The sequence below is a fragment of the Aliivibrio thorii genome, from assembly GCF_057368585.1.
Window position 1 is genome coordinate 844323 of sequence record NZ_CM170654.1, and the last position, 20653, is coordinate 864975.

Sequence of the window (20653 nt, forward strand, 5' to 3'; positions counted from 1 at the left end):
TTTTTCCTGCGTTATTTCTGACCACTTACTTACTGTGATTGGTATAACTAAAGCTGCGATTAAAATTTTGGAGCAGGCTTTCTGGTAGGCTTAAAGTTCAAAATAGAAATTGGCACTTCTTTGCGTGGTGCAAAGCCTTCAATTTCTTTACGAATAATTAAGTGACCAAGACGTTTTTCAATCATGCATAAGTTTTTAAAATCGTCTTTAGAAACAAATGAAATAGCCTCACCTTTTGCACCAGCACGACCAGTACGACCGATACGGTGAACATAATCATCAGCAGGGAAAGGTAAATCATAGTTAACAACACGTGTTAGCTCGTCAATATCAATACCACGAGCAGCAATGCCAGTTGCCACTAAATATTGCAATTTGCCTTCTTTAAAGTCATTTAATACTTTTGCTCGTGCATCTTGGCTGCGGCCACTGTGAAATGCTTCAGCTTTAATGCCACGCTTTTCTAGTTGGCTAACTAATTTTGCTGCACCATGTTTTGTTTCAATAAAGATCAGAGCTTGGTCCCACTGATTTTCTGAAATTAAGTGGCTAAGTAGTGCTGATTTTCTGTCTTTATCAACGGTCGTTAGCCATTGATCAATTTGTGGTGCAGATGTCGTTTTTGGCGAAATCGTAATTTCAATTGGGTTGTTTACAGCCGTTTTCGCTAAAAAACGGACTTGATCAGACAGTGTTGCAGAGAACAACATGTTTTGGCGATCAAGAGGTAAACGTTCGATGATTTTATTGATGTCTTCAATAAAGCCCATATCGAGCATACGATCAGCTTCATCAAGAACTAAAATCTCAATTTCATCGAAATGAATTGCGCGTTGTGTGTACATATCAAGAAGACGGCCAGGAGTGGCAACTAATACATCAACCCCTTCAATCAGACGTTCTTTTTGATTTTTATAATCAACGCCACCGTACATAGCCAGTGAACTAATATCGATATGCTTACTGTATTTTTGAATATTATCTTCAACTTGGATCGCTAGCTCACGTGTCGGCGTTAAAATTAATGCACGAATACGTTTAGCACGAACCTTAGTTGGATCTTCGCTGAGGATTTCTAAAATTGGTAATACAAAACTGGCTGTTTTACCTGTACCTGTTTGCGCGGCTGCAATTAGGTTTTTTCCAGTAAGCGCAACGGGAATGGCTTTTTCTTGAATTGGAGTTGGGGCTTTATAACCCAGTTCGTCGATGGCTTTTAAAATTGGATCGCTTAACCCAAGTTTGGAAAATGGCATGTGAAATCTCAGATATATGAATAGAAGGGGATTGTAGCATGAAAAAAAGAAATGGCAGCAGAGGAAATAGACACCAATACTATCCTCAGTATTGGCGCCTATGTGTAGACGATTAAATTAATTGATTACGATTTTACCGCGAACTTAGGTCGGATAATTTTATTAACGAATGTCAGTACCATTGGAAGGATTAGTACGATGGCTGCGATTGCAGTAAAGGTAAAGGTAAAGGTAAAGGTAATTGGACGCTCCCATAAGAAACTTAACTCACCATCACTGATCATTAATGCTCGACGTAAGTTCTCTTCCATCATTCCACCCAAGATAAAGCCAAATAATAGGGGGCGAGGGGGAAGTTAGCTAGCCGAAGCGCAATAGCGACCATCGCAATTAAGATCATGATGAAAACATCAATTGTATTAAAAGAGACTAAATAAACCCCTGTGATTGAGAAGAATAAAACCATTGGCATCAATACGGTTCTTGGTATCGCAAGCAATAAGGGCACCTAGCATGATTGCTGACAGTGTACCGCCAGTGAAAGAAGAGTAAGCAGCAAGAGCCAGAGCTTTTTGTGCCATTGGATAACCATCAAAGGCAGTAACCACAGTTGAAGAACAGCCTGGTGCATTGATCAATATTGATGAGGTAGACCCACCAAAAACGGCGCCATAATAAACACTCGCCATTAAGATCATACCTGATGCTGGATCAAGTCCGTAGCTCATCGGGAGCATTAAGGCAATGACAGAAATAGGGCCAAGACCCGGCAACATACCGATGAATGTACCTACAAAACAGCCGATCATCACCATCATCAAGTTGGTTGGCATAATCGCTGTTGATAAGCCTGCTAAAATTCCATCTAACATAATTAAGTCCTAGGGTTTACCAAGCAAGAAAAAGATAACCAGGTTCTAGATAGATATCCAAACCTTTGGTAAGAAGTAGCCAGAATCCAGTAACGAAAGGAAACGAGGCGCCAAATAAAATGGGTTTACGACGTTCGCCTAAAAGATAGAACCCTGCCAGTAAAAATAGGCTTGTAGCTAGAACAAAACCGAGCCATATTAAACCAATGCCATACAACACCACTTAACGATCGGATCACGATAGGCGTTGAGTTGACCATTAATGTATCTGGTTGGCGCTCTGCAGTTTCAATTAAATGAGCAATAGCTTTACCGTCGCCACCACCTGGAATAATAAAATGGATTTTTCAAGTTCGGCGGCGAACGCAGATCCTGACATAGCAAAAGAGGCTGCAATCATTGACGCTGTGATCTGTTTTTTAAATGAAGTAAGCATAAGTAATATTTCCTTATGTGTCCAAATTTCTCTGTCGTTGCGATATGAAACTTGAGAGTAGGGGGTGCAGCTTCTATGAGCTGTTATCTTTCAGAGATATACTGCTTTTCTTGGTTGTGGTGTAAATGTTATTTCTTCGGGGTGGGTTTGACTAGATAGGGGAAATAATGAGTATTTAGAACATAAAGGGGGTTTTGTTCATAAAGTTCATCATAGTATTTATAAGTAAAAAAGCCATGCAATAAGAAAATGCATGGCTTAAGTTTATTGTGTGTCTTGCGCTACTTTAGGTTATTGAGTCTTAAATTCACTCAGTTTCTGAGTTAATGAATGACTTTCTTTAGTGAGTGCTTCTGTATCTTTTAATGACGTATGCATATCTGAAAGAACCTCGTTAGCGGCTTCATTTATGCTGGTTACATTACGATTAATCTCTTCTGAAACCGAGCTTTGCTCTTCTGCAGCGGAAGCTATTTGATTATTCATATCATTAGCAACCAAAATAGCAGAGCTAATCTCTTTTAGATTATCTTGTGCAATCACAGTCTCTTCTTTAGTTGATAATGCCTGCTTTTGGCTATTATCCATCACCGTTACAATACTTTGAGTATTTTGTTGTAGTATCACAAGCATGTTATTAATTTCTTGAGTTGAGCTTTGTGTACGACTTGCTAGGTTACGCACTTCATCAGCAACAACTGCAAACCCACGCCCTTGCTCACCAGCGCGAGCGGCTTCAATAGCAGCGTTTAATGCCAATAAGTTTGTTTGTTCTGCAATACCACCAATTTCAGTTAGAATTTTTTGAATGCCATTGCTTGATGCAGCTAGGTTTACTACTTGCTCTTGAGCCTCATTAATGAATTGCGCCAGCTCTTCAACAGAAGCTGCAGCATTGTTCATTATTTTTTGACTTTCTTCACTGCTTACTTGAATTTGACTTGCAGCTGCTGCTGCTTGTAATGCAGACGAGGCAACCTCTTGAGCTGTTGCACTCATTTCATTAATAGCGGTCGCTAATTGAGTGACTTCATTCACTTGATTTTGTAGCTTAATTTGTGATTTCTCAGTTTCAGCCATGGTATTCATTGATGATTGAGAGACCAACTCTGCCGTATCTTTTGCATTATGAAGGGTGCCTTGAACTTTCTCGATAAAAGTATTAAACCAGAAAGCCAATTGACCAATTTCATCTTTAGATGTGACTTCAATTCGTTGAGTTAAGTCACCATCGCCTTGAGCGATATTTTCAAAACGAGACGTTAGGTTCGTTAAAGAAGCACCAATTTGTTTCGCTAAAATAAAGATGATGAAAATACCGATAATCGATGAAACTAAACCACTTAATAAACCATTAGAAAGTGCGTCATCACTTAGCTGAGTGCTTAGTGAATTAAAGTCAGTAATTTCTTTCTGCAATGTTTCTGAAGGAATAGAAACGATAACGATCCAAGGTTTAGAACCTGTATTTATTGTGGAAATAGCCGTTTTATATGGACCAATATCTTTTAAAAATGTCTTTTTTGTTATCGCGTCTTGTTGAATCTCGCTCCAGTTTTGAGCAAATTCTTTTTTTACTTTTGTACCAACAAGTTCCCCATCTTGACTAAAAGATAATAAAGTACCGTTCCATGAAGAAATAGAAACGACCGCTTGAGGAATGTCTATTCCTTGAGCCGCTTTTTTACTGATTTTCTGGAAGCTTTTAATTGACCAATCAAACCCAACAGAGCCAACAATTTCATTGTTGTGTCGTAATGGTAAGCTAATCGTAGTAATTAACTCTTCGTTGCCTCTTACATTGTAATAATAAGGTTCCATTACAAAGCTTTTACCTGATTCAAACGGCGCTAAATGCCATTCATCAATACGCTCACCATTATTGTTTAAAGCGGTATTGTTAAAGCTATCCATCCCTAAGGCTTCAAAGCTAGAGTCAATTGGTGAAAAGAATGGAGATAAAATACCGTTTTTATTTACCGCTTTTTGGGTCAATTCGGAATTGTCTTTGATAAAATTTTCTTTTTCCCAAACCATGTAGCCAGCAAAAACGCTTTTATTTTGAATTTTTAACGAAGCTATAAATTGTTCGATAAGAAGGCTGGCATTAGATTGGTGTTGATTTGATAATTCTAGTAATGATTGAAGTTGTTTTAAATTACTAATAACAGGAGAGAAAAGGCCATTCAGTTCGGCACTTTGTTGGTTAGCAATAGACAGTAATTTGTAATCAATATTTTCAACAAGTTGGTCAGAAACATGCTTTGTGATTTCTTTATTTACCTCATCATAAGAAACGGTTGTAAAAAACATAGCCGTACTTAATGTGATAAATATGGCAAGCCCTGCGCTAATCGCGATACGTGTTTTGATTGATTTAAACATAATGCCCCTAATGATAAAAATAGTTTTATAGAATTACTTATCGACTAAAAATAAATATTCATTAGGGTAAATAGAGCGGTTTTAGGATAAAAATTATAAAATGTTCAGATTGAGTTCATAAAGGGTAATTTATATTTATTTATAATCTTTAAGGTATATGATAAATCTCTTGATTAAGTTATTTTCTGTTAATCTGCTTTGTACCAATGCTAGTAAGTATTATTTTGATTGGCATTGTTTATATTCGTAAATTTATAGTGAGAAAAAGAATGAATAAAAAACTATTGATGCCTTTGTTATTTACCGTTGCTTTGGTTGGTTGTGATGATGCCAGTGAAGCGATTGATAACGCACAAGATGCAGCAAACAAGGCTGTTGATATGGCACAATCCAAATTAGAGTCAGTAGATCTGGATGTGTTAAATATTGAACAATTTGGTGATGCTGCTGATTCGGCGACGGAGTTTGCTGAATCGATCGATGAGGCACTAAATGCAGATTACAGCAATCCTAAAGCATTAGTTGAAGTTCAAGAGCACATAGCCAATGCTTACAGCTGCTTAATTGAAGCATCATCAGAATCAAGTGCTGAAAAACTAATGAACAAAGTAATGTCGACGATCTCAAATCAAGAAGCACAAAGTTTGATTGAAAAGGGCATTGAAAGTGCAAAAGAAATGCAAGCGTGCGTGATGTAATTTATTATTGTTTACATCGATAGTTTAAGCGCCAACATAATTGTATTTATGTTGGCGCTTTTTTTATGAATGTGCATTTGAGAGTGTTGGTAACTGTTGTAAATTTTGTTGAAGATCCATTGTGTATGCGTATTTGGATTGGTAACCAAAATAGTGCCATGTAGAACTATAGTGAGCCCCATATCCATAAGTAATTAATGCTATCCATTCTTTACGGTTATTCTCAATTGCTTGGTTGATTATTGCTTTTATTCGATTCATAACATAATCCTCTTCGTTGTATGCTTTTATAGTAAGAAGAGAAAATGATAAAAAGAGCATTAACTTATCTGTTTTTAATACTTTTCCATCAATGACTATTTAACTTTCCAATAAATAGTACTATTTAGGCAGGTTGTAACACTATTTAGCAGCGGAGGTTCATTGATGAAAGCGAATCTTGAAAGAGTACCCATCCGACTAGGCTCATCTTGGCGTTATAAAAAGATTGATGGTGTTGAAAAAAGCTATCATTGGCACTTTCATCATGAATATGAACTTGTTTTGTTTCGAAAAAATAATGCACAAGGAATGGTTGGTCATTTTGAAGGAGAAATAGAAAATAATACGTTATGGTTAATTCCCCCTAAGATGCCACATGCTATTGAGTTATTAGATGAAAATAATGAACGTCAGTGTGAGTCTCATATCATTTGGCTACCAAAAGATTGGGTTGAAAACATGATATTTAGTTGTACAGAATTAAGGAGAATGGCTGAATTATTAAAACGTTCTAGTAATGGACTGTGTTTTTCAAAATCCACAGCAGAAGATGTTTATCAATTAATAAGGAAGTTATTTAAAGGTTCGGTCTTTGATGATCTTGGATATTTAATGCAGATATTAGGTTGTCTATGTTCAGATAAAGAGACTAAGCAACTTCAATTATTTTCAAAGCAAGAAGCGATAGATAAAGAAGGAAAAGAGAAAATTGACCTTGTTTGTAAGTATATTGATGATAACTACCAAAATACAATTACATTACTGAATGTTGCCAATCACCTTTGCGCAAGTGAAAGCACTGTCCATCGACTATTCCAATCACATTTTGGTGAAAGTTTTAGTCAATATTTGAAAAAATTCAGATTAAATCATGCGGCTAATTTACTGACTCACAGCCGTTTACCTATTGGAATTGTGGCAGAGCAGGTGGGGTATAGAAATCAAACTAATTTTAACCGCTTGTTTAAGGATTATAAACACCTGACGCCAAATCAATATAGAAAGAAGTTTAGTGGTTTTTAGTTTTGATATGAAAGACATAAAAAAAGGCTGACACTATGTCAGCCTTAATAATACTTCACTGTAAAATTACAGCTTGTCAGTTAGCTCGATAGCTTGACCGATATAGTTTGCTGGTGTCATCTCTTTTAGACGAATTTTTTCGTCTTCAGGGATTTCTAAACCGTCGATGAATGCACGCATGCCTTCGCCGTCTACACGTTTACCACGAGTCAGTTCTTTTAGTTTTTCGTATGGCTTTTCGATGCCGTAACGACGCATTACTGTTTGTACAGGTTCTGCAAGAACTTCCCAGTTTTTATCTAGCTCAGCTTCAAGTGCAGCACGGTTGATCTCTAACTTGCTAATGCCTTTTAGAGTCGATGTGTATGCAATGATAGCGTAGCCACAACCAACACCTAGGTTACGAAGAACCGTAGAGTCAGTTAGGTCACGCTGCCAGCGAGAGACAGGCAGTTTTTGTGCTAGGTGGCTAAAGATAGCGTTAGCAAGACCTAGGTTACCTTCAGAGTTTTCAAAATCGATTGGGTTAACTTTATGCGGCATTGTTGAAGAGCCGATTTCGCCTGCAATCGTTTTTTGTTTGAAGTGGCCAAGAGCAATGTAGCCCCAAACGTCACGGTCAAAATCAAGTAGGATAGTATTGAAACGAGCAATCGCATCAAATAGCTCAGCAATGTAGTCATGCGGTTCGATTTGAGTTGTGTATGGGTTCCAAGTTACACCTAGAGATTCAGTGATGAACTCTTCGCTGAATGCATGCCAATCAACATCTGGGTAAGCAGAAAGGTGAGCGTTATAGTTACCTACAGCACCGTTGATTTTTGCTAAGATTTCAACGTTTTCGATTTGCTTGTATTGACGTTCCATACGGTATGCAACGTTAGCCATTTCTTTACCCATTGTTGATGGAGAAGCTGGTTGACCGTGTGTACGAGAAAGAAGAGGAACATCACGGTATTCGTTAGCTAGTGCTTTGATAGCATCAATAACGTTACGGATTTCAGGAAGAATCACCGTATCACGAGCTTCTTTAAGCATTAGAGCGTGAGATGTGTTGTTGATGTCTTCTGAAGTACATGCAAAGTGAATGAATTCATTGATAGCATGAAGCTCAGGAACGTCAGCTACTTTTTCTTTTAGGAAATATTCAACAGCTTTAACATCGTGGTTAGTTGTGCGCTCAATGTCTTTGATACGCATAGCATCTTCTTCGCTGAAGTTTACTGCGATGTCATCTAAGAATTGATTCGCTTCTGCGCTTAATGTAGCCACTTCCGCAATCGATTGCGTGGCTGCTAATTTTTGAAGCCAACGAACTTCAACAACAGTACGATACTTCAGTAAGCCGTACTCACTAAAGATGCTGCGTAGAGAAATTGTTTTACTTCCGTAGCGACCGTCTACAGGTGAAACAGCAGTTAATGCTGACAATTCCATGTAAATCTCCTAGATGTGTAATAAAGGTTAGTGGATAAAGCCTGCTTATTATAAACAGGCTTTAATTTTAAATTCGAGCTAAAATAATTTTTGCTTGCTCAACCATCTTTTTACGACCAAAAATTAAGTGGCGGCGTTTGCCCCCCGTTTGACGCCATAGTACGGCTGAGCGAATACCAGAAAGTAATAATGCTCGAACCTTATGTTGTGTCATTGGTTGTTGTAAAATAGACGGTGTGCCAGTGACTTGAATGCGAGGTCCCATTGGGCTGATCACATCTAAGTAAATACTGGCAATATTACTGAGCATTTGTTCGTCATGAATGTCAAAATGTTCAAGTTGACGTTCAATAGTACCAATACGTTCCCCAAGCTTGCTCATACCATCTCGGTGACCAGCTAGTTTACGTTCTAATGCCATTAAACTGATTAAGTAACGAGTTAATTCACTGCCTGCAGGCGTGTTATCAAAATCTCGAACTAGACATTCTAAACCAATGCGCAAATTGGCTTCATTGCCGTATACCGCAACGGTATTATTTGGATTGGTTTCTAAAATAGATTGAATAGCAGTATCAAACGCAGCTTGATCACAGTGTCCATCTTTCGCCATTTTTTGTACTAAGCTTGCCGCTTGGCAAATGCCAGCAAATGCAATGGTTCTGTCAAATAAAGTGTTCGCCACGTTTGGGCTCCTTAAATACGCTCTTCAATAATACCGCCACCTAGGCAAACTTCACCTAAGTAGAAAACTGCAGATTGACCTGGAGTTACCGCAATTTGTGCTTCATCAAAGATCACTTTAATGTTTTCATCATCGATAGGGATGATAGTACAAGGGATATCCGTTTGACGGTAACGTGTTTTTACTGTGCAGCTCAATGGGGCTTTGATCGGCGTGCGATCAACCCAATGAAGTTGAGACGCTAATAACCCTTGAGATTTCAGTAATGGGTGATCTTTGCCTTGAACTGCAATTAGCACATTACGTTTTAAATCTTTCTCGCCAACAAACCATGGGTCTTCATTACCGCCGCCGCCTTTAGAACCGCCGATATGTAGACCTTTACGTTGACCAAGTGTGTGATACATTAAACCTTGGTGTTGGCCAATGACCTTGCCTTCTGGTGTTTCAATGTTACCAGGCTGTGCTGGTAGGTACTTGCCTAAAAATTCAGTGAATTTACGCTCACCGATAAAGCAGATACCAGTAGAATCTTTTTTCTTCGCTGTGATCAAATCTTGCTCTTCAGCAATGCGGCGAACTTCTGGTTTTTCTAATTCGCCTACAGGGAATAAGCTACGAGATACTTGATCTGAGCTTAATGTGTATAGGAAGTAGCTTTGATCTTTGTTTGAATCCAAACCACGAAGCATTTCTGGCTTAGCACCATTAGCAACTTCTTCAGCTGTTGGGAAAGTACGACGAACGTAATGGCCCATAGCGATGAAATCAGCATCTAGAACTTCATCTGCAAATTCTAAGAAAGCTTTAAATTTGATTTCTTTATTACAAAGAATATCTGGGTTTGGCGTACGACCCGCTTTGTATTCCTCTAGGAAATATTCAAAAACGTTGTCCCAATATTCAGCAGCAAAGTTAATAGTGTGAAGGTGAATACCTAATTTGTCACACACCGCTTGTGCATCGGCTAAATCTTCGGCAGCGGTACAATATTCCTCGTTGTCGTCTTCTTCCCAGTTTTTCATGAAAAGACCTTCAACTTGGTATCCTTGTTGCTGAAGTAGATAGGCTGATACTGAAGAATCTACACCACCGGACATACCGACGATGACTTTCTTTTGGCTGTTGTCTGACATTCTTTAACACCACTAATAAAACTTGAGGCAGATTCTAACAGAAAGAATATGCTGGGGACAGATCCGAGACTAAAATCACATAATTATATCTGTGAAATTAGGGTTATTTATGTTGATTTAGCCCTTTAAATTTAAGCGTTTCGCTAAACGATGTAAATTTCCCGTATCAAGCTGTAAGACTCGTGCTGTTGATGCCCAATTTTGTTGCTGCTCTAGGTATGTTTTTTTATTAAAGTAGCTTGAAATTCATCAGTAGCAGAACGTAAATCTGTTGTGTTTTCAAGATTTATGCTGTCTTTTTTTTCAATCAGTTTGTTTTTAGCATGAGTGTCTTTTTTTATAGCGAAATGTACTGGATTGAGTATCAAATCAGAATCATTACTTTGTGCTCTAGAAAGCACCACAGCTCTGCTAATGACGTGTTCTAATTCTCGAATATTTCCGGGCCATGAGTAAGCATTAAGTAACGCGATGGTTTCAGGGGTAATACGTATACTCGAACCGCCTAATTTAATGCGGCTTTTTTCGGTAAAATAACCAGTAAGTAAGGTGATGTCATTATCTCTGTCTCTCAGTGGTGGCACAAAAATAGGAAACACACTGAGACGATGGTACAAGTCCGCTCTAAAGTGCCCATTTTTTACTTCTTCACTCAAGGTTTTATTTGTGGAAGCACCAATTAAAGCGTATCAAGCTGGGCAATTTACCAAGTTAGCATTACCTGATGAAAATGGTGGTTGGGTTAGAAGGGCGTATTCCATTGTGAATAACCCAAAGCAGGCTAAAGGACACCAACAGATGGAGTTTCTGATCATCGCTGATGACAGTGGAGAGTTATCTCCTCGTCTTCAATCGCTTAACTCGGGTGATGAAATTTTTGTTGGTAATGAGGCGGCAGGTTTTATGACTACGGATGAAGTCCCTCAAAATGTGGATGATTTATGGCTATTATCAACAGGAACGGCTATTGGGCCATTTATTTCAATATTAGAAACGCCTTCATTAGGTACACGATTTAAAAATATTGTACTTGTTCACGCCGTGAGAACAGAGTCTGAATTAATTTATCAAGAACGTATTCAATCATTACTTAATCGATATGAGAAGAGGTTCCATTATGTCCCAATTATTTCTAGAGAACATGTCACCGGAACTTTATGTGGACGAATCCCGTCTTTGTTGCTCAATGGGGAGCTTGAACACAACGCCAAATGTCAGCTTAGTACAACGCATAGTTTCTTATACATTTGTGGCAATCCAAACATGGTTAAAGACACATCAAATGTGTTACAAGAACTAGGGTTCAATAAACATCTGCGTAGAAAAATAGGGCAGTTTAGTTCGGAGAATTATTATGAGTCATTTACGTATCCCACAAAATTGGACAATCCAACGATCTACCCTGTTTTTTACTAAAGACAACGTCCCTGATGCATTGCTTTCTCACCATAATACGGCTGCTGAAGTGTTTGGTCAGATATGCGTTATGGAAGGTGTGGTGACTTATTATGGTTTTGCAGATTCAGAGGCTACTGAGCCTGAAGTTAAAGTCGTTATTAATGCAGGACAATTTGCAACAAGCCCTCCTCAATACTGGCATAGAGTCGAATTAAGTGATGATGCTCAATTCAACATTAATTTCTGGTCAGATCAAGATAAAAGCGGAAAGAAAATGTTTAACACGAAATAATTATGAACACTCTTTTTTTCATTTATGGCATAGTAGGCGAAATTATTAAGTGAGAAGTAAGATGACAGACCAACAAGACGATTTCATGACGGAAGAAACACTGATCGAAACCGTAAAGAATCAAATTGAAGACGGTAGCCCAATCGCAGTAAAAGAGACGCTAATGCGTCTAGTTATGACGGGTAATCCTCGTGAAGATGCGATTGAAATGATGGCGTGCGCTTTGGCTGTTGAAGTGTTTGATGTGATGAAGAATGGCGCTGAATTTAACCAAAAGCGTTATAAAGAAAATTTAGAGTCATTACCAGACATGAGTTTTATGGGTGATGAATAATCGTAATAACGATTGCGTGTAATTGGTATTAGAAATAAAGAAGGGCTAATAGTATTAATACTATTAGCCCTTCTTTATATTACAGTATGCCTAGTTTGCGCAACCAATTTCACCTGTCAACATGCAGTTTTGTTGCTGTTTTTCTTGATTATCATAGTGCTCATTTGTTAATTCAACAGAGTTAATGTCTTCTCTATCTGCAGGAGCACAAGCACTTAAAAATAATACGCTAGCAATCCCTGCTACCTTGATGATTATGTTCATATTTATTCCTTTATTCTTCTCGTGTTTTCTTTATGTTAAGTTAAAAAACCTCAAACGGACAGTTGTTTTTAACTTATTTTTTACATTTGAATCTGTTGCTCTAAAGTGAGACTTCTTTCCATTCACCATGAGGGACATCCTTAATAGTCCACTCCCCCATTGAATAGCGGATTAAACGTAATGTCGGAAACCCAATATGTGCAGTCATGCGACGAACTTGGCGGTTACGTCCTTCAATAATGGTAAGTGCTATCCATGTTGTTGGAATGGCAGCACGAAATCTAACGGGAGGATTACGCTCCCATAAATCAGGAGTGTCGATAATTTCAACTTTAGCAGGAAGAGTCATACCATCTTTTAACTCAATACCTTGACGAAGTTTTTCTAAATCGTCTTCTGTTGGTGCACCTTCTACTTGTACCCAGTATGTTTTTGGGGACTTAGATTCTGGTTGTGTTAAGCGAGCTTGAAGCACACCATCATTAGTTAGAATTAATAAACCTTCACTGTCGCGATCGAGGCGACCAGCGGCATAAACGTCTTTTACTGAAATAAAATCTGCGAGAGTCTGACGATGTTGGTCATCGGTAAATTGACTCAGTACATCAAAAGGTTTATTAAAGATAAGGACTTTACGATCTTTTGGCGCAGGGCGTGGCTTTTGGGTGTTTTTTTTCTTAAAGGCCGGTTTTTTCCAATTTGGAGAACGCTTGAATGTCATGTTAACTACCTTGCAAAATTGTAAAGCTTTTGTGGTGTTTAGTTTTAAAGTTCGCCGCTTTTCGCTATAGTACGCGCGTGAAACAAGAGACTAATAAAAATAAAGTCGGTAAATTACAAAACTCATTATACGTTTTGTTGTGGGTTTTGTGGATTAAATAGGGAAATTAAATGACAACGCAAAAATCTAAGATTATCTATACCATCACTGATGAAGCGCCAGCACTGGCGACACATTCACTTCTTCCAATTATTCAAGCATTTGCAGCGTCATCGGATATTGACGTTGATACACGCGACATCTCACTTGCTGGTCGTGTAATTGCTAACTTTTCTGAGTATTTAACCGAAGAACAACGTATTAGTGATGCATTAGCAGAGCTTGGCGAATTAGCAAAAACGCCAGAAGCAAATATCATTAAACTTCCAAACATCAGTGCGTCAATTCCTCAGCTTCATGCTGTAATCAAAGAGCTTCAAGCGAAGGGCTATGCTCTGCCTAACTACCCAGAAGAAGCAAAAACAGATGAAGAAAAAGCCGTTAAAGCGGTTTACGATAAAATTAAAGGCTCGGCAGTAAACCCGGTATTACGTGAAGGTAACTCTGACCGCCGTGCGCCTGGTGCAGTTAAGCAATACGCTCGTAATAACCCACACTCAATGGGGGCTTGGTCTGCTGATTCTAAGTCACACGTTGCAAGCATGAGTGAAGGCGATTTTTACTCAAGTGAGCAATCAGTAACGATTGATGGCGCAACAAACGTTACTATTGAGTTTGTTTCTGAAAATGGCGATGTTACCGTTCTTAAAGAAGGCTTATCGCTAAAAGATAAAGAGATCATTGATGGTTCTTGCCTGAGTAAAAAAGCATTAGTTGAATTCTTCGAAACTGAAATCAAAAAAGCGAAAGAAGAAGACGTATTGCTTTCTTTACACATGAAAGCAACCATGATGAAAGTATCAGATCCTGTTATTTTTGGTCATGCCGTTAAGGTTTTCTATAAAGATGTATTTGCAAAACACGCAGCAACTTTTGAAAAACTGGGTGTTGATGCTAACAATGGCGTAGGCGATGTTTACACTAAAATAGTCTTACTGCCAGATGCTGAAAAAGCAGCGATTGAAGCGGATCTAGCAGCGGTTTACGAATATCAACCTGAGCTTGCTATGGTTGATTCAGACCGTGGTATTACTAACCTTCACGTGCCAAGTGATGTAATTATTGATGCATCTATGCCTGCTGCATTACGTACTTCGGGTCGTATGTGGGGTCCAGATGGTCAGTTAAAAGACACTAAAGCAATGATTCCTGATCGTTGTTATGCGGGTGTTTATCAAGCTGTTATTGAATTCTGTAAAGCGAATGGTGCATTTGACCCGACAACAATGGGGTCAGTACCAAACGTAGGCCTAATGGCTCAAAAAGCAGAAGAATATGGTTCTCACGATAAGACATTTATTCTTCCTGAAGCGGGTACTGTTCGAGTGATTGATGGTACTGGTACTGCACTGATTGAACACTCGGTAGGTGAAGGCGATATCTGGCGTATGTGTCAGGCAAAAGATGCACCAATTCAAGATTGGGTTAAATTGGCAGTAAATCGTGCTCGTGCAACGGGAACTCCAGCTATTTTCTGGCTTGATGCTAATCGTGCTCATGATGCCGAACTGATTAAGAAGGTGAACACTTATCTTGCCGATCATGATACCACAGGTCTTGATATTCAAATTCTATCGCCAGTAGAAGCGACTGATTATACGTTAGCGCGTATTATCAAAGGCGAAGATACGATTTCTGTAACAGGTAATGTGTTACGTGATTACTTAACGGATTTATTCCCAATTTTAGAGCTTGGTACGTCCGCGAAAATGTTGTCTATTGTACCGCTTATGAATGGTGGTGGCTTGTTTGAAACTGGCGCAGGTGGTTCTGCCCCAAAACATGTTCAGCAGTTTGAAAAAGAAAACCACTTACGTTGGGATTCTTTAGGTGAGTTTTTAGCACTGGCAGCATCGTTTGAGCATTTAAGTGTCACGACAGGTAATACAAAAGCACAGATTCTTGCTGATACGCTTGATGCGGCAACGTCTAAGTTCCTTGAAACGAACAAATCACCATCACGTCGTGTTGGTGAATTAGATAACCGTGGTAGCCATTTCTACCTGGCAATGTATTGGGCGCAAGAACTTGCTACACAAACGAAAGATGCAGATCTTCAAGCTTACTTTGGTTCTGTAGCTGAAACATTAACGTCTAATGAAACTAAGATTGTTGATGAGCTAAATGCGGCACAAGGTGTTGCTGGTAATGTAGGTGGTTATTTCCAACCCGTCGCAGAACTTGCTGCAAAAGAGATGCGCCCAAGCGCGACATTGAATGCGGCGCTAGCTTCAATTTAATATCGAATAACGTCTTTATAATAAAGCGCGGTTAAGATGAAAAGCCTTGAAGTAGTGATAATTCAAGGCTTTTTTGTATATGTAATAGTTAGGTTAAGTATTAAATACTGGTATTGTAATAATTACGCTTTGGACAAGAAGAAATAATCTCTGCGCGATTAAATGAGATAACTTCTTCAAGTACGACATCAAATCCCCATAAACGGTGTAAATGTTTCATTACTTCAGCATGACTCTTATCTAATGGAATTCTATTGTGAGGGATATGTCGGAGTGTTAAAGATCGGTCTCCTCTCACATCCACATTCCATACTTGAATATTAGGTTCTAAATTACTTAGATTATATTGAGCCGCTAACTTTTCTCTTATTTCTCGATAGCCTGTTTCATCGTGAATTGCGTTGACTTCAATATGCTTATTTTTATCGTTATCTAGAATTGAAAATAATTTAAATTCACGAATAAGCTTTGGCGATAAATACTGACTAATAAAGCTTTCATCTTTGAAGTTATGCATTGCAAAATGGACAGCATCAAGCCAGTCACTCCCCGCTAATTCAGGAAACCATTCTTTATCTTCATCTGTCGGTTCTTCGCAAATTCGGCGGATGTCTTGGAACATAGCAAAGCCTAACGCGTATGGATTAATGCCACTGTAATAAGGACTATTGTAAGCTGGTTGCGCTACGACATTTGTATGGCTGTGTAAGAATTCTAAAATGAATTTTTCAGAGACGAGTCCGTCATCATATAAATGGTTCAAAATAGTGTAGTGCCAGAAGGTTGCCCATCCTTCATTCATTACTTGGGTTTGTTTTTGAGGGTAAAAATACTGGCTGATTTTTCTTATGATTCTGACGACTTCTCGTTGCCATGACTCAAGTAATGGAGCGTGTTTTTCAATAAAATAAAGAATATTTTCTTGAGGCTCAGAAGGGAATCGTATTTTTTCTTCGCTGTTTTCTTCTTTTGATTTTGGTACGGTTCGCCATAGATCATTGACTTGAGATTGAAGGTAAGACTCTCTGTCTTCTTGACGGATTTTCTCTTCTGCGATAGAAATTTTCTCAGGACGTTTATAGCGATCAACACCGTAATTCATTAATGCATGGCAAGAGTCGAGGATTTTTTCTACCTCATCTGCACCGTACTTTTCTTCACACTGAGTTAGGTATTGTTGAGCAAACAGTAAGTAATCAACAATAGAGCTGGCGTCTGTCCATGTTTGGAAAAGGTAATTTCCTTTAAAAAAAGAGTTATGTCCATAACACGCATGAGCCATTACCAAGGCTTGCATTGTTATGGTGTTTTCTTCCATTAGATAGGCAATACACGGCGATGAGTTAATAACAATTTCATACGCTAAGCCCATTTGGCCGTGTTTATAATTTTGTTCTGTTTGGATAAATTTTTTACCAAAAGACCAATGATGATAGTTGATTGGCATACCTACGCTAGAGTAGGCATCCATCATTTGTTCAGCCGTGATTATCTCAATCTGATTAGGGTAAGTATCAAGGCGGTAGTGTTGTGCGACCTTTTTTATCTCTACATGATATTGCTCTAATATTTGAAAGGTCCAATCTGGCCCATCAGGTAGCATAGCTTTCCTTTTCATAGTGCCTCCTAAGCCAGTTGTTTTTGAAACAACTCTCTGAAAATAGGATAAATATCTTCAACTGAGCGAATGTTTTTCATCGCAAAATTATCAAATCCTTGGGTAAGTTTTTCATACTCAGTCCACAAGGTTTGATGGTGACGTTTGGTTATTTCAATGTAAGAGTAATACTGACAATAAGGGAGAATCGATGAGGTAAGTAACTCTTTACATTTTGGTGAGTCATCGGCCCAATTATCCCCATCAGACGCTTGTGCAGCATAGATATTCCATTCATTGACAGGGAATCGTTCAGCAATCACCTCTTTCATTAGTCTTAATGCACTGGATACCATTGTGCCTCCCGTTTCTTGGGAGTAGAAAAAATCATGCTCATCAACTTCTTTTGCTTGAGTGTGATGGCGAATAAAAACGACCTCGACATTTTCATAAGTACGAGTAAGGAAAAGGTAAAGCAGTACATAGAATCGTTTCGCGATATCTTTTGTTGCTTGATCCATTGAGCCAGAAACGTCCATTAAACAGAACATGACAGCCTGACTTGATGGGATAGGGGTGCGTTCATAGTTTTTATAACGTAAATCAAAAGAATCAATATAAGGCACGTGCTTAATTCTTTCTCGTAATGTTTCGATTTCTTCTTTCATTTGACGTACAGAAAGGGGTTGAGCTGGTTCGCTGTTTTTAATCTCCTCTAACTCTTTTTCTAATTCAGAAAGTAGGCGTTTTTTTCCTGCCGTCATGGCCGTTCTACGCGCAAGGGATTGCTGTAATGAGCGGACAATATCGATATTAGAAGGGACGCCCGCCGTTTGGTAGCCTGCTCGGTGAGTTTCCCACTCTGTAATTTTTTGAACTTGATTCTTTTCTAAATTAGGCAATTCAAGTTCTTCAAATAGGATATCCAGATATTCATCTTTGGAGATTTGGAAACTAAATTCATCTTCGCCTTCTCCATCTGCACTAGCATCACCGTCACCAGCTCCGCCGCCACTGCCACCTTGTGGGCGTTCAATTTTATCGCCTCTAATGAATTGGTCATTACCAGGAAGGATCCGTTCTCTTATTCCTCCTTGGCCCTGATGAAAAACAGGCTCAGATATATCTCCCTTAGGAATAGAGATACTTTCACCGTCTTCTATATTTGTAACTGAACGTTGATTAACGGCATCAGAAACGGCGCGTTTAATCTGTTCTTGATGACGGCGAATAAAGCGCTGTCTATTAACGGTACTTTTCTTTTTCCCGTTTAATCTTCTATCGATAAATTGAGCCATTAGTTACCCCTTATTTTGCTAGGGGCAGCTCATTAAGTAATGAGCTGCAACATAATCTCGAAAATAAAAGAGTTTTATTATGAAGATTTACGTACACGTAAGTACCATTCCGCCAGTAAGCGAACTTGTTTTTTGGTGTAGCCTTTTTCCATCATTCGAGCGACAAAATCGTCGTGTTTTTTCTGATCATCAGTGGATGTTTTGCCGTTAAATGAAATAACAGGTAGCAGGTCTTCGGTATTTGAGAACATTTTTTTCTCAATAACAACACGTAGCTTCTCATAGCTTGTCCATGTTGGGTTTTGACCATTGTTATTCGCTTTGGCTCGCAAAACAAAGTTTACAATTTCGTTTCGGAAATCTTTTGGATTACTTATCCCTGCGGTCTTCTCTATTTTTTCTAGTTCATCATTAAGGGCTGAACGGTCAAACAATTGACCTGTATCTGGGTCTCGATATTCTTGATCTTGGATCCAGAAATCAGCGTAGACTACATAGCGATCAAAGATATTTTGGCCATATTCAGAGTAAGACTCGAGATAAGCGGTTTGAATTTCTTTACCGATAAACTCAACATACTTAGGCACTAAGAAGCCTTTGACAAATTCGGTGTATTTGTCGGCAATGTCTTGAGCAAATTGTTCTCGCTCAATTTGTTGTTCAATGACATAGAAAAGATGAACAGGGTTTGCTGCAACTTCCGCTTGATCAAAGTTAAATACGCGAGAAAGGATTTTAAAGGCAAATCGAGTTGATAAGCCTGACATTCCTTCATCAACACCTGCGAAATCTTTATATTCCTGATAGCTTTTGGCTTTTGGGTCAGTATCTTTTAATGTTTCACCATCATAAACGCGCATTTTAGAGAACAGTGATGAATTTTCTGGATCTTTAAGGCGAGACAATATCGAAAATTGAGCCAAAATATCTAAGGTACTAGGGGCGCAAGGGGCATGATAAAGTTCACTATGCTCAAGCAGTTTTTGGTAAATTCTAACTTCTTCTGAAACACGTAAACAATAAGGGACTTTTACGATATAAACCCTATCTAAAAAGGCTTCATTGTTTTTATTATTTCGGAAAGACTGCCATTCTGATTCATTTGAGTGAGCTAAAATCATGCCATCAAAAGGCAGAGCTGATAATCCTTCTGTGCCGTTAAAATTACCTTCTTGTGTTGCCGTTAGTAGAGGATGAAGCACTTTGATTGGTGCTTTAAACATCTCTACAAACTCCATTAAACCTTGATTGGCTTTACATAAGGAGCCTGAATAACTATAAGCATCAGGGTCATCTTGGGCAAAATGCTCTAATTGACGAATGTCTACTTTACCAACAAGAGATGAAATATCTTGATTGTTCTCGTCCCCTGGTTCTGTTTTGGCTATCCCTATTTGGTCGAGAATTGATGGGTGCACTTTGATTACTTTAAATTTGGTAATGTCGCCACCGAATTCATGTAATCGTTTTGCTGCCCACGGAGACATTATTGAACGTAGGTTACGAGGCTCAATACCGTATTCTTTTTTTAGTAACTCGCCATCTTCTGTGACATCAAATAAACAGAAAGGGTGATCGTTGACAGGGCTTCGTTCTCCATTAGCACTTAATACATAAATAGGTAATTTCTGCATTAAGCTTTTTAGTTTTTCAGCTAATGATGATTTACCGCCACCTACTGGGCCTAATAGGTAAAGCACTTGTTTGCGCTCTTCTAGGCCTTGAGCGGCATGTTTAAGGTAAGAAACAATTTGTTCAATTGGCTCCTCCATACCATAGAAGTCTTTAAAGGTCTCATAGCGAGAGATGACACGATTAGAAAAAATACGACTCAGCTGAGGATCAAGTGCAGTGTCGATTACTTCTGGTTCGCCAATAGCGATAAGAAGTCTTTCTGCTGCATTTGCGTAAGCACTTTTGTCGTTACTACATAATGACAAGAAATCCTGCAGTGATATTTCTTCATCTTTTGCTGCTTCATAACGGGCTTGATAGTGGTCAAAAATACTCATATCCATTTCCTCTTGTCGTCCATAGTTCCAAATCGTTCTTATCTAAGGTTAGTAACTAAACCCTTATTTTGTCCAAGAAAAAACTGAAAATAGAATAAAAATTAAGTGAGAAATGTGGCAGCGCGCAGGTATAAAAAAGGCGAACCTTT

The 20653-nt window shown here is 38.6% G+C and carries 16 protein-coding genes and 5 pseudogenes; 6 read left to right on the forward strand and 15 right to left on the reverse strand.

The features are described from left to right. Positions 1–59 precede the first annotated feature (59 nt). From AC2IP4_RS03805 to AC2IP4_RS03825, 5 genes and pseudogenes are all read right to left on the reverse strand, one after another. On the reverse strand, positions 60–1256 hold the full coding sequence (locus AC2IP4_RS03805; protein WP_105055164.1) for a DEAD/DEAH box helicase: 1197 nt from the start codon (positions 1254–1256) through the stop codon (positions 60–62). Positions 1257–1381: 125 nt separating this feature from the next. Next, positions 1382–2128 (reverse strand): annotated as a pseudogene (locus AC2IP4_RS03810) (tripartite tricarboxylate transporter permease). Between the two features lie 16 nt (positions 2129–2144). Next, positions 2145–2351, reverse strand: a pseudogene (locus AC2IP4_RS03815) (tripartite tricarboxylate transporter TctB family protein); the annotation flags it as partial. After that, positions 2344–2564 (reverse strand): annotated as a pseudogene (locus AC2IP4_RS03820) (tripartite tricarboxylate transporter substrate binding protein); the annotation flags it as partial. The pseudogenes AC2IP4_RS03820 and AC2IP4_RS03815, both read right to left, overlap by 8 nt. 291 nt (positions 2565–2855) lie before the next feature. After that, the gene (locus AC2IP4_RS03825) at positions 2856–4949 is read right to left on the reverse strand and encodes a methyl-accepting chemotaxis protein (RefSeq protein WP_375320971.1); all 2094 of its coding nucleotides are present in this window, start codon (positions 4947–4949) and stop codon (positions 2856–2858) included. A gap of 269 nt (positions 4950–5218) precedes the next feature. On the opposite strand from AC2IP4_RS03825, the gene AC2IP4_RS03830 reads away from it, so the two are divergent. Continuing rightward, complete coding sequence (locus AC2IP4_RS03830; RefSeq protein ID WP_375320970.1) at positions 5219–5647, forward strand: hypothetical protein; 429 nt, start codon at positions 5219–5221, stop codon at positions 5645–5647. Between the two features lie 63 nt (positions 5648–5710). Here AC2IP4_RS03830 and AC2IP4_RS03835 read toward each other — a convergent pair whose 3' ends face one another. After that, positions 5711–5908, reverse strand: a complete 198-nt coding sequence (locus tag AC2IP4_RS03835) for a hypothetical protein (protein ID WP_375320969.1) — start codon at positions 5906–5908, stop codon at positions 5711–5713. A 165-nt stretch (positions 5909–6073) separates the two neighbouring features. On the opposite strand from AC2IP4_RS03835, the gene AC2IP4_RS03840 reads away from it, so the two are divergent. Beyond that, positions 6074–6931: an AraC family transcriptional regulator gene (locus tag AC2IP4_RS03840; protein ID WP_375320968.1), complete on the forward strand. Its 858-nt coding sequence runs from the start codon at positions 6074–6076 to the stop codon at positions 6929–6931. Positions 6932–6997: 66 nt separating this feature from the next. Here the strand turns inward: AC2IP4_RS03840 and purB are convergent, their stop codons facing one another. From purB to AC2IP4_RS03860, 4 genes and pseudogenes are all read right to left on the reverse strand, one after another. Next, on the reverse strand, positions 6998–8368 hold the full coding sequence (purB, locus tag AC2IP4_RS03845) for an adenylosuccinate lyase (RefSeq protein ID WP_375320967.1): 1371 nt from the start codon (positions 8366–8368) through the stop codon (positions 6998–7000). Between the two features lie 67 nt (positions 8369–8435). Beyond that, entirely contained in the window at positions 8436–9053 is a 618-nt protein-coding gene (gene hflD, locus AC2IP4_RS03850; RefSeq protein ID WP_375320966.1) for a high frequency lysogenization protein HflD, read from the reverse strand. 11 nt (positions 9054–9064) lie between these two features. Then, positions 9065–10189 carry a tRNA 2-thiouridine(34) synthase MnmA gene (mnmA, locus tag AC2IP4_RS03855; protein WP_486310565.1) on the reverse strand — a complete coding sequence of 375 codons (1125 nt, stop codon included), beginning with the start codon at positions 10187–10189 and terminating at the stop codon, positions 9065–9067. Positions 10190–10306: 117 nt separating this feature from the next. Further along, a pseudogene (locus AC2IP4_RS03860) lies at positions 10307–10863 on the reverse strand (AAA-type ATPase lid domain-containing protein); the annotation flags it as partial. Between AC2IP4_RS03860 and AC2IP4_RS03865 the strand changes: the two are divergent. The 3 genes and pseudogenes from AC2IP4_RS03865 to AC2IP4_RS03875 all read left to right on the forward strand — a co-directional run. Then, a pseudogene (locus AC2IP4_RS03865) lies at positions 10790–11545 on the forward strand (ferredoxin--NADP reductase); the annotation flags it as partial. The pseudogenes AC2IP4_RS03860 and AC2IP4_RS03865 overlap by 74 nt on opposite strands. Further along, positions 11544–11879 carry a TehB family protein gene (locus AC2IP4_RS03870; RefSeq protein WP_486310566.1) on the forward strand — a complete coding sequence of 112 codons (336 nt, stop codon included), beginning with the start codon at positions 11544–11546 and terminating at the stop codon, positions 11877–11879. The pseudogene AC2IP4_RS03865 and the gene AC2IP4_RS03870, both read left to right, overlap by 2 nt. Positions 11880–11940: 61 nt before the next feature. Beyond that, on the forward strand, positions 11941–12213 hold the full coding sequence (locus tag AC2IP4_RS03875) for a hypothetical protein (RefSeq protein WP_060991489.1): 273 nt from the start codon (positions 11941–11943) through the stop codon (positions 12211–12213). Between the two features lie 90 nt (positions 12214–12303). Here AC2IP4_RS03875 and AC2IP4_RS03880 read toward each other — a convergent pair whose 3' ends face one another. Next, on the reverse strand, positions 12304–12477 hold the full coding sequence (locus AC2IP4_RS03880; RefSeq protein ID WP_105055154.1) for a hypothetical protein: 174 nt from the start codon (positions 12475–12477) through the stop codon (positions 12304–12306). A gap of 100 nt (positions 12478–12577) precedes the next feature. Beyond that, positions 12578–13198 carry a pseudouridine synthase gene (locus tag AC2IP4_RS03885; protein ID WP_105055153.1) on the reverse strand — a complete coding sequence of 207 codons (621 nt, stop codon included), beginning with the start codon at positions 13196–13198 and terminating at the stop codon, positions 12578–12580. Positions 13199–13368: 170 nt separating this feature from the next. On the opposite strand from AC2IP4_RS03885, the gene AC2IP4_RS03890 reads away from it, so the two are divergent. Next, the gene (locus AC2IP4_RS03890; RefSeq protein ID WP_486310567.1) at positions 13369–15597 is read left to right on the forward strand and encodes an NADP-dependent isocitrate dehydrogenase; all 2229 of its coding nucleotides are present in this window, start codon (positions 13369–13371) and stop codon (positions 15595–15597) included. A gap of 100 nt (positions 15598–15697) precedes the next feature. Here the strand turns inward: AC2IP4_RS03890 and AC2IP4_RS03895 are convergent, their stop codons facing one another. The 3 genes from AC2IP4_RS03895 to AC2IP4_RS03905 all read right to left on the reverse strand — a co-directional run bounded on the left by AC2IP4_RS03895 (position 15698) and on the right by AC2IP4_RS03905 (position 20504). After that, complete coding sequence (locus tag AC2IP4_RS03895; RefSeq protein ID WP_105055151.1) at positions 15698–17215, reverse strand: SpoVR family protein; 1518 nt, start codon at positions 17213–17215, stop codon at positions 15698–15700. A gap of 8 nt (positions 17216–17223) precedes the next feature. Beyond that, positions 17224–18492: a YeaH/YhbH family protein gene (locus tag AC2IP4_RS03900; RefSeq protein ID WP_375320963.1), complete on the reverse strand. Its 1269-nt coding sequence runs from the start codon at positions 18490–18492 to the stop codon at positions 17224–17226. 77 nt (positions 18493–18569) lie between these two features. After that, entirely contained in the window at positions 18570–20504 is a 1935-nt protein-coding gene (locus tag AC2IP4_RS03905) for a PrkA family serine protein kinase (protein ID WP_486310568.1), read from the reverse strand. Positions 20505–20653: the final 149 nt, after the last annotated feature.

Excerpts from the sequence above, each read along its gene's own strand:
- AC2IP4_RS03805 (WP_105055164.1), bottom strand. The coding sequence starts at position 1,256 with ATGCCATTTTCCAAACTTGGGTTAAGCGATCCAATTTTAAAAGCCATC.
- AC2IP4_RS03825 (WP_375320971.1), bottom strand. The coding sequence starts at position 4,949 with ATGTTTAAATCAATCAAAACACGTATCGCGATTAGCGCAGGGCTTGCC.
- AC2IP4_RS03830 (WP_375320970.1), top strand. The coding sequence starts at position 5,219 with ATGAATAAAAAACTATTGATGCCTTTGTTATTTACCGTTGCTTTGGTT.
- AC2IP4_RS03835 (WP_375320969.1), bottom strand. The coding sequence starts at position 5,908 with ATGAATCGAATAAAAGCAATAATCAACCAAGCAATTGAGAATAACCGT.
- AC2IP4_RS03840 (WP_375320968.1), top strand. The coding sequence starts at position 6,074 with ATGAAAGCGAATCTTGAAAGAGTACCCATCCGACTAGGCTCATCTTGG.
- purB (WP_375320967.1), bottom strand. The coding sequence starts at position 8,368 with ATGGAATTGTCAGCATTAACTGCTGTTTCACCTGTAGACGGTCGCTAC.
- mnmA (WP_486310565.1), bottom strand. The coding sequence starts at position 10,189 with ATGTCAGACAACAGCCAAAAGAAAGTCATCGTCGGTATGTCCGGTGGT.
- AC2IP4_RS03870 (WP_486310566.1), top strand. The coding sequence starts at position 11,544 with ATGAGTCATTTACGTATCCCACAAAATTGGACAATCCAACGATCTACC.
- AC2IP4_RS03875 (WP_060991489.1), top strand. The coding sequence starts at position 11,941 with ATGACAGACCAACAAGACGATTTCATGACGGAAGAAACACTGATCGAA.
- AC2IP4_RS03880 (WP_105055154.1), bottom strand. The coding sequence starts at position 12,477 with ATGAACATAATCATCAAGGTAGCAGGGATTGCTAGCGTATTATTTTTA.
- AC2IP4_RS03885 (WP_105055153.1), bottom strand. The coding sequence starts at position 13,198 with ATGACATTCAAGCGTTCTCCAAATTGGAAAAAACCGGCCTTTAAGAAA.
- AC2IP4_RS03890 (WP_486310567.1), top strand. The coding sequence starts at position 13,369 with ATGACAACGCAAAAATCTAAGATTATCTATACCATCACTGATGAAGCG.
- AC2IP4_RS03895 (WP_105055151.1), bottom strand. The coding sequence starts at position 17,215 with ATGAAAAGGAAAGCTATGCTACCTGATGGGCCAGATTGGACCTTTCAA.
- AC2IP4_RS03900 (WP_375320963.1), bottom strand. The coding sequence starts at position 18,492 with ATGGCTCAATTTATCGATAGAAGATTAAACGGGAAAAAGAAAAGTACC.
- AC2IP4_RS03905 (WP_486310568.1), bottom strand. The coding sequence starts at position 20,504 with ATGAGTATTTTTGACCACTATCAAGCCCGTTATGAAGCAGCAAAAGAT.